Consider the following 15,131-nt stretch of genomic DNA (forward strand, 5'->3'; position numbering starts at 1 on the left):
ACCTCAAGAGTTAAAGTAGAAGAGTGGGCGGATGGCTATCGGAACCTGATACTTAAGCGTAACCTGGAAACTTTCAGGCCGGATCAATCCGTCTTGATTTTTTGAATGATAAAATAAGTTTTCGCTGTTAGCCAGTATAAGGGAGGGTGAATAACGATATTTGGTGACAAAAATCACAAAAAGTACGCGTTTAATTTGCGATACGAATTAATTTTTCACACACTCACAATGCCAGTGAAGCATCAACTGTATCTATAGTTCGTGACACAATAAAAAACAGAGCTGAGAACATGCCTTAAACGGGGTCTCATAGGGGGAAGAAAGTGAGTATTCTAGGTTATTTACAAAAGGTTGGTCGCGCACTTATGGTGCCGGTCGCCACGCTGCCTGCCGCAGCCATCCTGATGGGTGTCGGCTACTGGATCGACCCCAACGGCTGGGGTAATACCAGCGCGCTGGCGGCGTTCTTTATCAAGTCAGGTTCCGCCATTATCGACAACATGTCCGTGTTGTTCGCGATTGGTGTGGCTTACGGTATGTCTAAAGACAAAGACGGTGCCGCTGCGCTGACCGGTTTTGTCGGTTTCCTCGTGTTAACCACCCTCTGCTCGCCAGCAGCGGTGGCCATGATCCAAAAAATTCCGGCGGACCAGGTTCCGGCGGCATTCGGGAAGATCAGCAACCAGTTTGTCGGTATCCTTGTGGGTATCATCTCCGCCGAACTGTATAACCGCTTCAGCAGCGTAGAGCTGCCAAAAGCGCTCTCCTTCTTTAGCGGTCGCCGCCTGGTTCCTATCCTGACCTCGTTTGTGATGATCGTTGTCGCGTTCATCATGATGTACGTCTGGCCAATGATCTTCGACGGTCTGGTGAACTTCGGTGAGCACATCCAGAAACTGGGCTCCGTCGGTGCAGGCGTGTACGCGTTCTTCAACCGTCTGCTGATCCCGGTCGGTCTGCACCACGCGCTGAACTCCGTATTCTGGTTCGACGTTGCCGGTATTAACGATATCCCTAACTTCCTGGGTGGCGCACAGTCCATCGAAGCAGGTAAAGCGGTTGTCGGTATCACCGGTCGTTACCAGGCGGGCTTCTTCCCGATCATGATGTTTGGTCTGCCGGGTGCTGCGCTGGCTATCTACCACTGCGCACGTCCAGAGAATAAAGCGAAAGTGCTGGGTATCATGATGGCGGGGGCGTTTGCGGCCTTCTTCACCGGTATTACCGAGCCGCTGGAGTTCTCCTTCATGTTCGTGGCGCCGGTTCTGTATGTGATCCACGCCGTGCTGACCGGTATCTCCGTGTTCATCGCTGCCAGCATGCACTGGATTGCCGGTTTCGGCTTCAGCGCCGGTCTGGTGGATATGGTGCTTTCGTCCCGTAACCCGCTGGCGACCCACTGGTGGATGCTGATCCCGCAAGGTCTGGTGTTCTTCGCGATCTACTACGTAGTGTTCCGTTTCACTATCACCAAATTCAACCTGATGACCCCGGGTCGTGAACTGGCCGTGGCCGGTAGCGAAGCGGATGGTCAGGATGTGAACGTGAGCGGTGCTCAGGATCAGGACGTATCAGGTCTGGCGCGTCAGTACATCGCCGCTATCGGCGGTTCTGATAACCTGACCGGTATCGACGCCTGTATCACTCGTCTGCGTCTGAACGTCAAAGACTCTTCCCTGGTGAACGAAGCGCTGGCCAAACGTCTGGGTGCTTCCGGCGTTATCCGCCTGAACAAAACCAGCGTGCAGATTATCGTTGGCTTCGTGGCAGAGAAAATTGCTAACGCCATGAAAACCACTGGTCCGGTAGCCGCAGCAGAAGCTTCTGCCGCACCTGCCGCCGCGCCAGCGGCCGCAAAACCGCAGGCGGTACCGAACGCCAAAACGGTAGCCGCGCTGGTTTCACCGGTAACCGGTGAAGTCGTTGCGATTGAGCAGGTGCCTGACGAAGCCTTCGCCAGCAAAGCGGTTGGTGACGGTGTGGCGGTGAAACCAACGGACAAAACCGTTGTGTCTCCGGCGGCCGGTACCATCGTGAAAATCTTCAACACCAACCACGCGTTCTGCCTCGAAACCGAAAATGGCGCGGAGATCGTTGTCCATATGGGTATCGATACCGTTGCGCTGAACGGTCAGGGCTTTACTCGCCTGGTGGAAGAGGGCGCTGAAGTGGTGGCCGGGCAGCCGATTCTGGAAATGGATCTGGACTTCCTGAACGCCAACGCGCGCTCCATGATAAGCCCGGTCGTTTGCAGCAACATCGACGACTTCAGTGGCCTGGTCATTCAGGCGAAAGGTCAGGTTGTTGCGGGTCAAACACCGCTGTACGAGATTAAAGGCAAGTAATCGCTCCTGAGTAGAGTCATGCCTTAAGCGGCGGGGGATATCCTCCGCCGCTTTTTTTTGCAGCAAAAGCCCCCAATATTTTCTTCAGAGACGTTTTAAGGGTTGTCACTACGTCCGGCTTATAAGATCATATGCCGTTATACGTTGTTTACGCTTTGAGGAATCCACGATGAGTGAGGCAGAAGCCCGCCCGAGTAACTTTATTCGTCAGATCATCGATGAAGATCTGGCCAGTGGTAAGCACACCACAATTCATACCCGTTTCCCGCCGGAGCCGAACGGCTACCTGCATATCGGGCATGCGAAGTCCATCTGCCTGAACTTTGGCATTGCGCAAGACTACCAGGGACAGTGCAACCTGCGTTTCGATGACACCAACCCAGTAAAAGAAGACATCGAATACGTTGAGTCCATCAAGAACGACGTGCAATGGTTGGGCTTCAACTGGTCTGGCGATATCTGCTACTCCTCTGACTATTTTGATCAGCTGTACGCCTACGCGGTTGAACTGATCAATAAAGGTCTGGCGTACGTTGACGAACTGTCTGCTGATGAAATCCGTGAATATCGCGGTACGCTGACCGCGCCGGGCAAAAACAGCCCGTTCCGCGATCGCAGCGTGGAAGAGAACCTGGCGCTGTTTGAAAAAATGCGTGCCGGTGGCTTCGAAGAAGGCAAAGCGTGCCTGCGTGCCAAAATCGACATGGCGTCTCCGTTCATCGTGATGCGCGATCCGGTGCTGTACCGCATTAAGTTTGCGGAACACCACCAGACCGGCAACAAGTGGTGCATCTACCCGATGTACGACTTTACCCACTGCATCAGCGATGCGCTGGAAGGCATTACGCACTCCCTGTGTACGCTGGAGTTCCAGGACAACCGTCGTCTGTACGACTGGGTGCTGGATAACATCACCATTCCTGTGCATCCACGCCAGTACGAGTTCTCTCGTCTGAATCTGGAATACACCGTGATGTCCAAGCGTAAGCTGAACCTGCTGGTGACCGACAAGCACGTTGAAGGCTGGGATGACCCACGTATGCCGACCATCTCCGGTCTGCGCCGCCGTGGTTACACTGCTGCCTCTATTCGTGAGTTCTGCAAACGCATTGGCGTGACCAAGCAGGACAACACCATCGAGATGGCTTCCCTTGAATCCTGCATTCGCGAAGACCTCAACGAAAACGCCCCGCGCGCGATGGCCGTTATCGACCCGGTGAAACTGGTTATCGAAAACTATCCGCAGGGTGAAAGCGAGCTGGTCTCCATGCCTAACCATCCGAACAAACCGGAAATGGGTAGCCGTGACGTGCCGTTCAGCGGTGAGATCTGGATTGACCGCGCTGACTTCCGCGAAGAAGCCAACAAGCAGTACAAGCGTCTGGTGCTGGGAAAAGAAGTGCGTCTGCGTAATGCCTACGTCATCAAAGCCGAGCGCGTAGAGAAAGATGCGGAAGGGAATATCACCACCATCTTCTGTTCCTATGACGCTGAAACGCTGAGCAAAGATCCGGCGGATGGCCGCAAGGTGAAAGGCGTTATTCACTGGGTGAGCGCTTCCCACGCGCTGCCGGTAGAAATTCGTCTGTACGATCGTCTGTTCAGCGTGCCTAACCCAGGTGCAGCGGAAGACTTCCTGGCGACCATCAACCCGGAATCTCTGGTGATCAAGCAGGGTTATGCGGAGCCTTCTCTGAAAGCCGCTGAAGCGGGCAAAGCGTTCCAGTTCGAACGTGAAGGTTACTTCTGCCTGGACAGCCGTTACAGCACGGCGGAAAAACCGGTATTTAACCGTACCGTAGGTCTGCGTGATACCTGGACGAAGATCGGCGAATAATATTGCTGGTCTGGTCAATGAGAGACAAACGCCGCACTATGCGGCGTTTTTTTATTTAGCGATCAGGGTATTAAGGCAGGACCTAAACAGGCGTCATAAAAATATCAGGTCAATGAGGTGCTACTTATTTTTCAAAAAAAAAGTTCGTGTCATTACGGAAATTAAAAAGGTTATAAAAAAAGGAGAATGTTCCACGTCTAGTCACTGAAATACCTGATAATTCCCCGCCATTTCTCGCCTCCCCATAAATGTTACAAAGCACTACCAATTATGTGCACTTCGTCATAATCCTGACTTTTGTCAGCTAAAAAGCATTGATAATTCGCGTCGCGAAAAATAACCTAAGGACGGTAGTTAATTCGAGGGTATTTAAAGCTACCCCTGACCATTTGGTCTTTTTTATTTACGCCGCTTCAGGCGTTTTAATTCGTCAAAGAGGAATAATCTATGCGTACGTTCAGTGGCAAACGTAGTGCGCTGGCGCTGGCTATTGCCGGTGTGACAGCAATGTCGGGCCTGGTGATGACACCAGAGGCGAAAGCGGCGGGCTTCATCGATGATTCTACCCTCACGGGCGGTATTTATTACTGGCAGCGTGAACGTGACCGTAAAGACGTCACTGAAGATAAATACAAAACCAACCTTTCTCACTCCACCTGGAACGCCAACCTGGACTTCCAGTCAGGCTATGCCGCAGATATGTTCGGTCTGGATATTGCTGCGTTCACCGCGATTGAAATGGCGGAAAACGGCGACAGCGCCCACCCGAACGAAATTGCCTTCTCCTCCAGTAATAAAGCCTATAAAGAAGACTGGTCCGGGGATAAGAGCGGCATCAGCCTTTACAAAGCCGCCGCAAAATTTAAATACGGTCCGGTTTGGGCGCGCGGTGGTTATATTCAGCCAACCGGTCAGACTCTGTTAGCACCGCACTGGAGCTTTATGCCGGGTACCTATCAGGGTGCAGAAGCCGGGGCGAACTTTGACTACGGTGATGCGGGTGCGTTGAGCTTCTCCTACATGTGGACCAACGAGTACAAAGCACCGTGGCACATCGAAATGGACAAGTTCTACCAGAACGATAAAAAAACCAAAGTCGATTACCTGCACTCGTTGGGCGCGAAGTACGACTTCAAAAACGATCTGGTGCTGGAAGCGGCATTTGGTCAGGCGCAGGGCTATATCGATCAGTACTTTGCCAAGGCCAGCTATAAATTCGATGTCGCGGGTAGCCCGCTGAGCACCAGCTACCAGTTCTACGGTACGCGCGACAAAGTCAGCAACGGTGGCGTCAACGATATTTATGACGGCACCGCGTGGCTGCAGGCGTTAACCTTCGGCTACAAGGTCGGTCAGGTTGATTTGCGTCTGGAAGGTACATGGGTGAAGGCGGAAGGGCAGCAGGGCTACTTCCTGCAGCGTATGACCCCGACCTACGCCTCATCCAACGGTCGTCTTGATATCTGGTGGGATAACCGCTCAGACTTCAACGCCGACGGCGAGAAAGCGGTCTTCTTTGGCGCAATGTATGACCTGAAAAACTGGAACCTGCCTGGCTGGGCGGTGGGCGCTTCTTACGCTTACGCCTGGGACGCAAAACCTGCCGATATGGCCACGCCGGATGCATACTACGATCCCAACTATCGCCTGAAAGAGTCTGCGTACAGCCTCGATGCTATCTATACCCTGCAGGATGGCCGCGCGAAAGGCACAATGTTCAAACTGCACTTCACTCAGTATGACAACCACTCAGATATCCCGAGCTATGCAGGCGGTTACGGCAACATCTTCCAGGATGAGCGTGACGTGAAATTCATGGTTATCGCCCCATTCACCATCTTCTGATGAACGCCCCGGCGGGCCGAGTCCCGCCGGTATGGAGACTGCATATGATGAAAAAAATCGTAATCGTCGCGTTGCTGGCATCAGGGCTGGTGGCGTGTGCTCAGAGTGAGGCGCCGAAAGAGGACTCCCGTCTGAAGGAGGCCTATAGCGCCTGTATAAATACTGCGGAAGGATCGCCGGAGAAAATTCAAGCCTGTCAGAGCGTGCTGAACGTGCTGAAGAAAGAGAAAGCGCACGAGCAGTTCGCGACGCAGGAGAACGTCCGCGTAATGGATTACCAGGCCTGTATCCAGGCGCGTAAAACCGGTAACGATCAGGAAGTTGCGAAGCGTTGCGACCAGATTTGGAAAGAAATACGAAGCAATAACAGTAACTAATTCGCTGTTATCATGCCCGGTGGCGCTGCGCTTACCGGGCTTTTTTCAGGCAAAAAAAAGCCAACCTTGCGGCTGGCTCAGAGTATGAATCTTATTATTTCGCGTCGTGCGCGTGGTCGTCTTCGCGGCAGTCGCCTTCAGCGCAGTGACCGTAAAGGTACAGGCTGTGGTTCGTCAGGCGGATGCCATGACGCGCCGCGATTTCACGCTGGCGCGCTTCGATGGAATCATCGCTGAATTCAATGACCTTGCCGCAATCGAGGCAGATCAGGTGATCGTGGTGCTGCTGCTGGGTCAGTTCGAAAACGGATTTACCGCCTTCGAAATTATGACGGGTAACAATGCCCGCGTCATCAAACTGGTTCAGCACGCGATAGACGGTAGCCAGCCCAATCTCTTCACCCATGTCGATAAGACGTTTATAAAGGTCTTCCGCACTGACATGGTGATTGTCTGGACCCTGAAGCACTTCAAGGATTTTTAACCGAGGAAGCGTAACTTTCAGGCCAGCCTTCTTTAATGCGGTATTGTTGTCAGTCATGCGGAATCTGTCCTGTTGCTAAACGATTCACTTCTGTGGGAAGTGACAGAAAATGCACCCGGGATAATGCGTCTCATTATAGAACTGCCATGGCTAAATGAAAACTGCAAGTCTCAGGCAAAATATGCTTATAAAAACGTGGTATCACCAACAAACTTGCTCAATGGAAAACCACGTTTTATCAGGGAGACATTGTACAGGTCTGGGCGAAAAAGTTAAAAGATTGTAGCGATTAATTTAATCGGTTTGACCTGGGGCATGGGCGCAACCGCAGTTGCGCCGCGATAAAATCAGGCGTTCAGAATATCATCCAGGTGCAGTTCTTCACGGATCTGCTTCACCCATTTCTCAACGCGCTCTGCTGTGAGCTCTGGCTGACGGTCTTCGTCAATGGCCAGACCTACGAAGTGATCGTCATCAGCCAGGCCTTTGGACGCTTCAAAGTGGTAACCGGCGGTCGGCCAGTGGCCTACGATCACTGCACCGTTCGGCTCAATGATATCGCGGATGGTACCCAGCGCGTCACAGAAGTATTCGGCGTAGTCTTCCTGGTCACCACAACCGAACAGCGCGACCAGCTTACCGTTGAAGTCCACTTCTTCCAGCGTCGGGAAGAAATCATCCCAGTCGCACTGGGCTTCACCGTAGTACCAGGTTGGGATACCCAGCAGCAGAATGTCATAGCCTTCCAGATCTTCTTTGCTGCTCTTGGCGATGTCATGCACATCAGCAACGTCTTTACCGAGCTGTTTTTGAATGTTTTTTGCGATATTTTCGGTATTGCCGGTATCACTGCCAAAGAAAATGCCGATGATTGCCATGAGTAAAATAACCTCTTGAAACTTAATAGTATGGTGGCGCAATTCGGCCACGGATAAGGGCAATAATAGCAGAACTGGCAACCCTGCGGAAACAGCTATCGCGCAGGACTGCACTCTGTGCTACATGAAAAGGGCGTTAAAGGGGATTTTCAGACTTATGCCTGGCTGCGTAACGTCTCAAGCTGGACGAGCAACATCTCTTCAATGAGCTCGCTGCGGCTGATATTACGCGCGTCAGCCAGCTCGTTCAGCGCATCGACGGCGTCGGCGTTAAGCTTCAGTTCGACACGCTTAAGCCCACGATTTTTATCGCGTTTAAGCTGGTTGCGTTTATTGATACGCAGCTGTTCATCGCGCGAGAGCGGATTCGTTTTCGGTCGTCCCGGTCGACGCTCATTCGCGAACAGATCTAGTGTCGTACGGTCCGTTTGTTCTTTGGCCATGATTCTGAGACTTCGGGGGAAATACGCCGCCCTGCTAATGCCTGGGCGATAAGCGCGCCATCATACATCACCGAAAACGGCACGCCAACGACTGGAAGCCCGCAGCCTTCCAGTCGCTTTCTTTTTAATCAATTTGCAGTATCAGCGAGATAGCGGCGAATGGCGCGCAGCACAGCATCCGGTTTTTCCGCATGCACCCAGTGCCCGGCACCGGCAATCACGTGGGCGCGTGCCTGCGGGAATTGGGCCAGCAGCGTGTCGCGGTACGCGTCGGTTACGTAAGGCGAGTTTCCGCCGCGAATAAAAAGGGTAGGGTGTGGCCAGGCGGGGACGGTTTCCCAGCCCACGATGTTATTGTATTGATCCCAGAGCACCGGCACGTTAAAACGCCATTGTCCGTCAACAAACGACTTCAGCAAGAACTGGACGACGCCTTCTTCATCAAGATGCTCACGCATGACGGCGGCTGCCTGTTGGCGCGTCGCGACACCCGCTTCTGTGACCGCATTAATGGCGGCAAAAATCTCGTCGTGACGGCGAACGTCATAATCCACAGGCGCGACGTCAATCACCACCAGACCGTCAATACGCTCCGGGGCCAGTGCCGTCAGGGCCATCACCGCTTTGCCACCCATTGAATGCCCGATGAGGGTCACCTTTTGCAGGTCGTGGGCATCCAGCGTATCCAATAGATCCTGCGCCATTGCCGCGTAGGTCATCTCGTCGAAACGCCCGGAAAGACCGTGATTGCGCATATCGACCTGTAAAATATCGTGGTCGGTAACCAGATCGCGCGCCAGCACGCCCAGGTTATCCAGACTGCCAAAAAGCCCGTGAACCAGTACGATGGGAGAATTATTGTTCGGCGATTGTGCAGTTTGCGCTCGGGTATTCAATTTCATGGCAAAGTTCTTTTTTTACGTATGTCAGGTTAGGGTATCATGTTGACCATTCTGCCGCCCGGCTGCAAGGTTCCAGTTTAATCTGACTTTTGCTGCCAACCTGGTTTGACGCTATCCGCTGTTGGGATTTGACCTTATAATCCCAATGACTTGTATTCAGATAAGATATCGCACTGGATTAAGATGAAAACAATCGAAGTTGATGACGAACTCTATCAGTATATTGCCAGCCAGACGCGGCATATCGGGGAGAGCGCGTCCGACATTTTACGGCGCATGCTTAAAATTTCCGCCGCTTCACAGCCTGCTACCCCAGTCACCAAAGATGTCGTGTCTCAGCCGAGCGTAGTTGCGCAAGCAAAACCTGCCGTGACGCCGGCAAAAGATAAAGTGCGCGCGATGCGCGAGCTGCTGCTCTCCGATGAATACGCGGAGCAGAAAAAGGCGGTTAACCGCTTTATGCTGGTGCTATCTACACTTTACTCACTGGATAACAAAGCGTTTGCTGAAGCGACCGAGTCGCTGCACGGTCGTACTCGCGTCTATTTCGCGGGCGACGAACAGACGCTGCTGCAAAATGGCAACCAAACCAAACCTAAACATGTCCCTGGCACCCCGTACTGGGTGATCACCAATACCAATACGGGCCGCAAGTGCAGCATGATTGAACACATCATGCAGTCCATGCAGTTCCCGGCGGAATTGATTGAAAAGGTTTGCGGTACAATTTAACCCTTGCATCAGAAGGACCCGGTAATGGCAAATCACAGCCGTGCAGGCCAACCTGCACAACAAAGCGATTTGATTAACGTCGCTCAGCTGACCGCGCAGTATTACGTGCTGAAACCGGTCGTGGGCAACGCAGAACACGCAGTGAAGTTTGGTACATCTGGTCACCGCGGCAGCGCGGCGCGCCACAGCTTTAACGAACCGCACATTCTGGCCATTGCTCAGGCCATTGCGGAAGAGCGCGCTAAAAACGGCGTTACCGGTCCGTGCTACGTGGGGAAAGATACCCATGCCCTGTCTGAACCGGCGTTCATCTCTGTTGTGGAAGTGCTGGCGGCAAACGGTGTCGATGTGATTGTTCAGGAGAACAACGGCTTCACCCCAACGCCTGCGATCTCTAACGCCATCCTGGTGCACAACAAAAAAGGTGGCGCGCTGGCTGACGGTATCGTTATCACGCCATCCCACAACCCGCCGGAAGACGGCGGTATCAAATACAACCCGCCTAACGGTGGCCCGGCTGACACCAACGTCACCAAAGTGGTGGAAGATCGTGCGAACGCCTTGCTGGCGGATGGTCTGAAAGGCGTGAAGCGCATTTCTCTGGATGCTGCCATGGCGTCCGGTCACGTGAAAGAGCAGGATCTGGTTCAGCCGTTCGTGGAAGGGCTGGCGGATATCGTCGATATGGCGGCCATCCAGAAAGCCGGCCTGAAGCTGGGCGTGGATCCGCTGGGCGGCTCCGGTATCGAATACTGGAAACGTATCGCCGAGCATTACAAGCTGGATCTGACCATCGTGAACGATCACGTCGATCAGACCTTCCGCTTTATGCACCTCGACAAAGACGGCGCGATCCGTATGGACTGCTCCTCCGAGTGCGCGATGGCGGGCCTGCTGGCGCTGCGTGACAAATTCGATCTGGCGTTTGCTAACGATCCGGATTATGACCGTCACGGTATCGTCACCCCTGCCGGCCTGATGAACCCGAACCACTATCTGGCGGTTGCGATTAACTACCTGTTCCAGCACCGTCCGCAGTGGGGCAAAGAGGTGGCTGTCGGTAAAACGCTGGTTTCCTCCGCGATGATCGACCGCGTGGTCGAGGCTTTGGGCCGCAAGCTGGTGGAAGTGCCGGTGGGCTTCAAATGGTTCGTTGACGGTCTGCACGACGGCAGCTTCGGCTTCGGCGGTGAAGAGAGCGCGGGCGCATCTTTCCTGCGTTTCGACGGCACGCCATGGTCAACCGATAAAGACGGCATCATCATGTGCCTGCTGGCGGCGGAGATCACCGCGGTCACCGGTAAGAACCCGCAGGAACATTACAACGACCTGGCGGCACGCTTTGGTGCACCAAGCTATAACCGTATTCAGGCTAGCGCGACGTCAGCCCAGAAAGCGGCCCTGTCCAGGCTCTCTCCGGAGATGGTCAGCGCAAGTACCCTGGCAGGCGATCCTATCACCGCGCGTCTGACGGCGGCACCGGGCAACGGCGCATCCATTGGTGGTCTGAAAGTGATGACCGACAATGGCTGGTTCGCCGCGCGTCCGTCCGGTACGGAAGATGCGTATAAAATCTATTGCGAAAGCTTCCTCGGCGCTGAGCACCGTCAGCAGATTGAGAAAGAAGCGGTAGAGATTGTCAGCGAAGTGCTGAAAAACGCGTAAGAATGAAAAAAGGGAGCCGAATGGCTCCCTTTTTTTAACTATGCTTATTCTTCAATTCAAATCTCGGCGATACCAGACCGTACAGCGTCCAGCCCATAAAGGTCACCATCGCGCCATACAGCATCGCTTCCTGGCCGGATGAGTAGAGCGCGTAGAAGCTGTAGATTGCCCCAATCAGCGCCACGATATTGGCCGCACGCGCTTTGCGTGGATCCACCTTCGCCACCTTCTGAATGATCACCAGCGCTGCCATCGACAGGATATACGGAATGATGTTCGTCACCACCGCCAGGTTGACCAGCACGTTGAACTGGCTGTTCAGCGACGGGCTAATGGTCATCAGCGACAATCCGCTCTGGAAGATAACAATCGCCAGCATGCCCTGCACCGGCGCATCCGCTTTGGTCACGCGGGAGAAGATTTTTGGGAAGTAACCTTCATCAGCCGAGGATTTAAACACCTGTGCGATGGTGAACTGCCAGCCGAGGAGTGAACCGCAGCAGGACATGACCATCAGACCCATGATTACTTTCCCGACTTCCGGGGTGAACATCTGCGCGAAGGCCAGCCCGAACGGCGCCGTGGAGTTGGCCAGATCCATGTTTGGCACAATCCCGGCAATCACGTTAGTCGAGACGATATAGATCACCGCCGCGCCCAGCGTGCCGCCGAGGACCGCAATCGGCACGTTCTTTTCTGGATTCTCTACCACTTCCGCGTTCGCGCAGGCGGATTCCAGACCCAGGAAGGCCCAGAGCGTCATGGCGATAGAAGAACCGACTGCGGTAAAGAACGGCACGTGGTGCGGGTTCCAGGAATTGGCGTAGAGTGTCGGGCTAAACCAGAACCAGCCGATGATACACAGGCCGACAACCGGGATAATCACGCCCCAGACGGTGATGCTGGAGAGCTGTCCGGTGATACGCGCGCCGCCAAAGTTAGCCACGGTGCAGATCCACAGCACGCCGATGGTCGCCAGCCCAATTTGCACCGGGCTGAGCGTCGCGCCAAACAGCTCCGTACCGTAACCCACGGCGGAGATGGCAATCGCCACGTTAGCGATCAGCAGCGACACGCCGTAGGTATAGTTGGCCATAAAGTTGCCCGACTTGCCAAAAGCGTATTCGGCATAGCCGCCCATGCCGCCTGACTTACGGCTGAACATTCCGCACTTGGCAAACGCCCACGCCAGCGCCATTGAACCGACTGCCGTCACCAGCCAGGAGATGATAGAGATGGTGCCCACCTCTGCCAGTTTGGTAGGCAGCATGATAATCCCGGAGCCCATCATGTTCACCATGGTGAGGATGGTCAGCTGCACCACGCCCATCTTATTGGACTTACTCATAGTTTCTCTCCTTTCAGCAGCGCGGGCTGAGCGGCGGGTTGTCTGATGACGTTACAGCGAACCTGTTTGCGACCCTCGCACTCCTCGACGTACACACCCTGCAGCTCCGGCGCGAAGCCCGGCAGCAGATTGATGCCTTCTTCCAGCGCGGCAAAGTAGCGCAGCACGGAACCGCCCCAGACTTCCCCTGGAACCACGCACAGTACCCCCGGTGGATAAGGAAGGGCGCCTTCGGCGGCGATGCGGCCTTCCGCGTCGCGCAGTGAGACCAGCTCAACCTCACCGCGCAGATAGGCGTAGTTCGCGTCCTGCGGGTTCATCATCACGCGCGGGAAGTGAGACTTGCGGAACATCTCTTTCTGCAGCTGTTTCACGTTGTGGCGGGCGTACAGGTCATGCATCTCCTGGCAGATCTGGCGCAGGGTGTAATCCGCGTAACGTTCCGGATGCTGTTTGTAGAGAGATGGCAGGACGTCTTTCAGCGGAACATCGCTCTCGAGCAGTTTTTCGAAGCGCACCAGCTGCGCCACCAGCTGCTGCAGTTTTCCCATATCTTCCGCAGGCGTGAGCAGGAACAGGATCGAGTTGAGATCGCATTTTTCCGGCACGATGCCGTTTTCACGCAGGAAGTTGGCGAGGATAGTTGCGGGCACGCCGAAGTCGTCATACTCCCCGGTGCGGGCGTTAATACCCGGCGTGGTCAGCAGGAGCTTGCACGGGTCGATAAAATACTGATGCTCAGCGTAACCTTCAAAAGCGTGCCAGTTTTCACCCGGTACAAAGTGGAAGAAGCGCAGATCGGTCGCAATTTCCGCCGTGTCCCAGCTTTCCCACGGACGGCCATCCACCGTCTCCGGCACGAAGGGGCGCAGATACCGGCAGTTCTCCAGAATCAGCTTGCGCGCTTCGATACCGTTCACCACGCAGTCCATCCACATGTTGCGGCCGATCTGGCCTTCATGCATGCGGGCGTTAATGTCCAGCGCGGCGAACAGCGGATAAAACGGGCTGGTGGAGGCGTGCATCATAAAGGCATTGTTCAGCCGCTTATGCGGGACATAGCGCTGTTGCCCTTTGATGTGGCTGTCTTTCTTATGGATTTGCGAGGTCTGCGAGAAGCCGGCCTGCTGTTTATGCACGGACTGGGTGACCAGGATCCCCGGATCGTTTTCGTTCAGCTCCAGCAGCAGCGGAGAGCAGTCGGCCATCATCGGAATAAACTGCTCGTAACCCACCCAGGCGGAGTCAAACAGGATGTAATCACAGAGGTGCCCAATCTTATCCACCACCTGACGGGCGTTATAGATGGTGCCATCGTAGGTGCCCAGCTGGATCACCGCCAGACGGAACGGACGCGCATCGCGTGCACGGCCAGGCGCCACCTCTGCCACCAGCTCGCGCAGATAACTTTCTTCAAAGCAGTGGGCGTCAATTCCGCCAATAAAGCCGTACGGGTTGCGCGCAGTTTCCAGATAGACCGGCGTTGCGCCAGCCTGGAGGAGGGCACCGTGATGGTTAGATTTGTGGTTGTTACGGTCAAACAGCACCAGGTCACCCGGGGTGAGCAGGGCGTTAAGCACCACTTTGTTGGATGACGAGGTGCCATTCAGCACGAAGTAGGTCTTATCGGCATTAAAGACCTTTGCCGCATGCTGCTGGGCGATGCACGGCGCGCCTTCGTGGATCAGCAGATCGCCCATCGCCACGTCGGCGTTACACAGGTCGGAGCGAAAAAGCGTCTCACCAAAGAAATCGACAAACTGATTACCGGCAGGATGACGGCGGAAGAACTGGCCACCCTGATGCCCCGGGCAGTCAAACGCGCTGTTGCCCTGCTTCACATAGTCGACAAGGGCGCGGAAAAACGGCGGGCGCAGCTGGGTTTCATACTTCTGGGCTGCCGCTTCCAGCTGGCGTCCATAAAATTCGTTGCTGGTGTCTGAATACTCAAATACGCCGTGAATGCGCGATAAATAGTCTGCCGGAATGAATTCCTCTTTGTGCGTCGCGACAAAAACAGGAATGCCAAAACCAGTGGCTTCTATTTCGTCCAGGATACCGCTGGTAATATCCGTGACCGCCAGAACAATGGCGGCAACATCAATATAATCAGAGGCGCGGACATCTACCAGTTCACGCTGGGTAGTAAAGCAATCCGGACATGCACGGCTGGCTGCGATTTTTAAACTTTTCATCTTTCTCTCTTTATTTTAGGTAATAAGCGTCCCTCGATTTCTTGCAAGAAAGAAATCGATAATTTTCCGGAAAAAAAGCA

Annotated in this window: 12 protein-coding genes; 6 read left to right on the forward strand and 6 right to left on the reverse strand. The window is 54.3% G+C overall.

The window, feature by feature from the left end:
- The first annotated feature begins 323 nt into the window (after positions 1–323).
- From nagE to chiQ, 4 genes are all read left to right on the forward strand, one after another.
- Positions 324–2,345: an N-acetylglucosamine-specific PTS transporter subunit IIBC gene (nagE, locus tag F0320_RS05740; RefSeq protein WP_126328027.1), complete on the forward strand. Its 2,022-nt coding sequence runs from the start codon at positions 324–326 to the stop codon at positions 2,343–2,345.
- 169 nt (positions 2,346–2,514) lie between these two features.
- Positions 2,515–4,182 carry a glutamine--tRNA ligase gene (glnS, locus tag F0320_RS05745; RefSeq protein WP_032649541.1) on the forward strand — a complete coding sequence of 556 codons (1,668 nt, stop codon included), beginning with the start codon at positions 2,515–2,517 and terminating at the stop codon, positions 4,180–4,182.
- Between the two features lie 447 nt (positions 4,183–4,629).
- Positions 4,630–6,027: a chitoporin ChiP gene (chiP, locus tag F0320_RS05750; RefSeq protein ID WP_047650588.1), complete on the forward strand. Its 1,398-nt coding sequence runs from the start codon at positions 4,630–4,632 to the stop codon at positions 6,025–6,027.
- Between the two features lie 47 nt (positions 6,028–6,074).
- Positions 6,075–6,404 carry a ChiQ/YbfN family lipoprotein gene (gene chiQ / locus F0320_RS05755; RefSeq protein WP_047650672.1) on the forward strand — a complete coding sequence of 110 codons (330 nt, stop codon included), beginning with the start codon at positions 6,075–6,077 and terminating at the stop codon, positions 6,402–6,404.
- Positions 6,405–6,498: 94 nt separating this feature from the next.
- Here the strand turns inward: chiQ and fur are convergent, their stop codons facing one another.
- The 4 genes from fur to ybfF all read right to left on the reverse strand — a co-directional run bounded on the left by fur (position 6,499) and on the right by ybfF (position 9,111).
- Positions 6,499–6,945 (reverse strand): ferric iron uptake transcriptional regulator, encoded by a 447-nt coding sequence (fur, locus tag F0320_RS05760; protein WP_014169146.1) that lies wholly within the window; start codon positions 6,943–6,945, stop codon positions 6,499–6,501.
- A 290-nt stretch (positions 6,946–7,235) separates the two neighbouring features.
- A complete protein-coding gene (gene fldA, locus F0320_RS05765; RefSeq protein ID WP_008501067.1) occupies positions 7,236–7,766 on the reverse strand; it encodes a flavodoxin FldA in 531 nt (176 codons plus the stop codon).
- 155 nt (positions 7,767–7,921) lie between these two features.
- Entirely contained in the window at positions 7,922–8,209 is a 288-nt protein-coding gene (gene ybfE / locus F0320_RS05770; RefSeq protein WP_028019455.1) for a LexA regulated protein, read from the reverse strand.
- A 128-nt stretch (positions 8,210–8,337) separates the two neighbouring features.
- Positions 8,338–9,111 (reverse strand): esterase, encoded by a 774-nt coding sequence (gene ybfF / locus F0320_RS05775; RefSeq protein WP_126328028.1) that lies wholly within the window; start codon positions 9,109–9,111, stop codon positions 8,338–8,340.
- A 183-nt stretch (positions 9,112–9,294) separates the two neighbouring features.
- Between ybfF and seqA the strand changes: the two genes are divergently transcribed.
- Both seqA and pgm read left to right on the forward strand, forming a co-directional pair.
- Positions 9,295–9,843 (forward strand): replication initiation negative regulator SeqA, encoded by a 549-nt coding sequence (gene seqA, locus F0320_RS05780; protein ID WP_008501070.1) that lies wholly within the window; start codon positions 9,295–9,297, stop codon positions 9,841–9,843.
- Between the two features lie 24 nt (positions 9,844–9,867).
- Complete coding sequence (gene pgm, locus F0320_RS05785) at positions 9,868–11,508, forward strand: phosphoglucomutase (alpha-D-glucose-1,6-bisphosphate-dependent) (protein ID WP_126328029.1); 1,641 nt, start codon at positions 9,868–9,870, stop codon at positions 11,506–11,508.
- A gap of 34 nt (positions 11,509–11,542) precedes the next feature.
- On the opposite strand, the gene potE is transcribed toward pgm, so the two are convergent.
- Complete coding sequence (potE, locus tag F0320_RS05790) at positions 11,543–12,856, reverse strand: putrescine-ornithine antiporter (protein ID WP_014831099.1); 1,314 nt, start codon at positions 12,854–12,856, stop codon at positions 11,543–11,545.
- Positions 12,853–15,051, reverse strand: coding sequence for an ornithine decarboxylase SpeF (gene speF / locus F0320_RS05795; protein ID WP_126328030.1), 2,199 nt, complete (start codon positions 15,049–15,051; stop codon positions 12,853–12,855). The genes potE and speF overlap by 4 nt, the downstream gene beginning before the upstream one ends.
- Between the last annotated feature and the right edge of the window lie 80 nt (positions 15,052–15,131).

Origin of the sequence: Enterobacter dykesii, from assembly GCF_008364625.2 — a bacterium.
Lineage (GTDB): Bacteria > Pseudomonadota > Gammaproteobacteria > Enterobacterales > Enterobacteriaceae > Enterobacter > Enterobacter dykesii.

Bases quoted from the DNA above. Each gene is read 5' to 3' on its own strand.
- chiQ (WP_047650672.1), top strand. From the start codon at position 6,075: ATGAAAAAAATCGTAATCGTCGCGTTGCTGGCATCAGGGCTGGTGGCG.
- potE (WP_014831099.1), bottom strand. From the start codon at position 12,856: ATGAGTAAGTCCAATAAGATGGGCGTGGTGCAGCTGACCATCCTCACC.
- pgm (WP_126328029.1), top strand. From the start codon at position 9,868: ATGGCAAATCACAGCCGTGCAGGCCAACCTGCACAACAAAGCGATTTG.
- speF (WP_126328030.1), bottom strand. From the start codon at position 15,051: ATGAAAAGTTTAAAAATCGCAGCCAGCCGTGCATGTCCGGATTGCTTT.
- fldA (WP_008501067.1), bottom strand. From the start codon at position 7,766: ATGGCAATCATCGGCATTTTCTTTGGCAGTGATACCGGCAATACCGAA.
- seqA (WP_008501070.1), top strand. From the start codon at position 9,295: ATGAAAACAATCGAAGTTGATGACGAACTCTATCAGTATATTGCCAGC.
- chiP (WP_047650588.1), top strand. From the start codon at position 4,630: ATGCGTACGTTCAGTGGCAAACGTAGTGCGCTGGCGCTGGCTATTGCC.
- ybfF (WP_126328028.1), bottom strand. From the start codon at position 9,111: ATGAAATTGAATACCCGAGCGCAAACTGCACAATCGCCGAACAATAAT.
- fur (WP_014169146.1), bottom strand. From the start codon at position 6,945: ATGACTGACAACAATACCGCATTAAAGAAGGCTGGCCTGAAAGTTACG.
- glnS (WP_032649541.1), top strand. From the start codon at position 2,515: ATGAGTGAGGCAGAAGCCCGCCCGAGTAACTTTATTCGTCAGATCATC.
- ybfE (WP_028019455.1), bottom strand. From the start codon at position 8,209: ATGGCCAAAGAACAAACGGACCGTACGACACTAGATCTGTTCGCGAAT.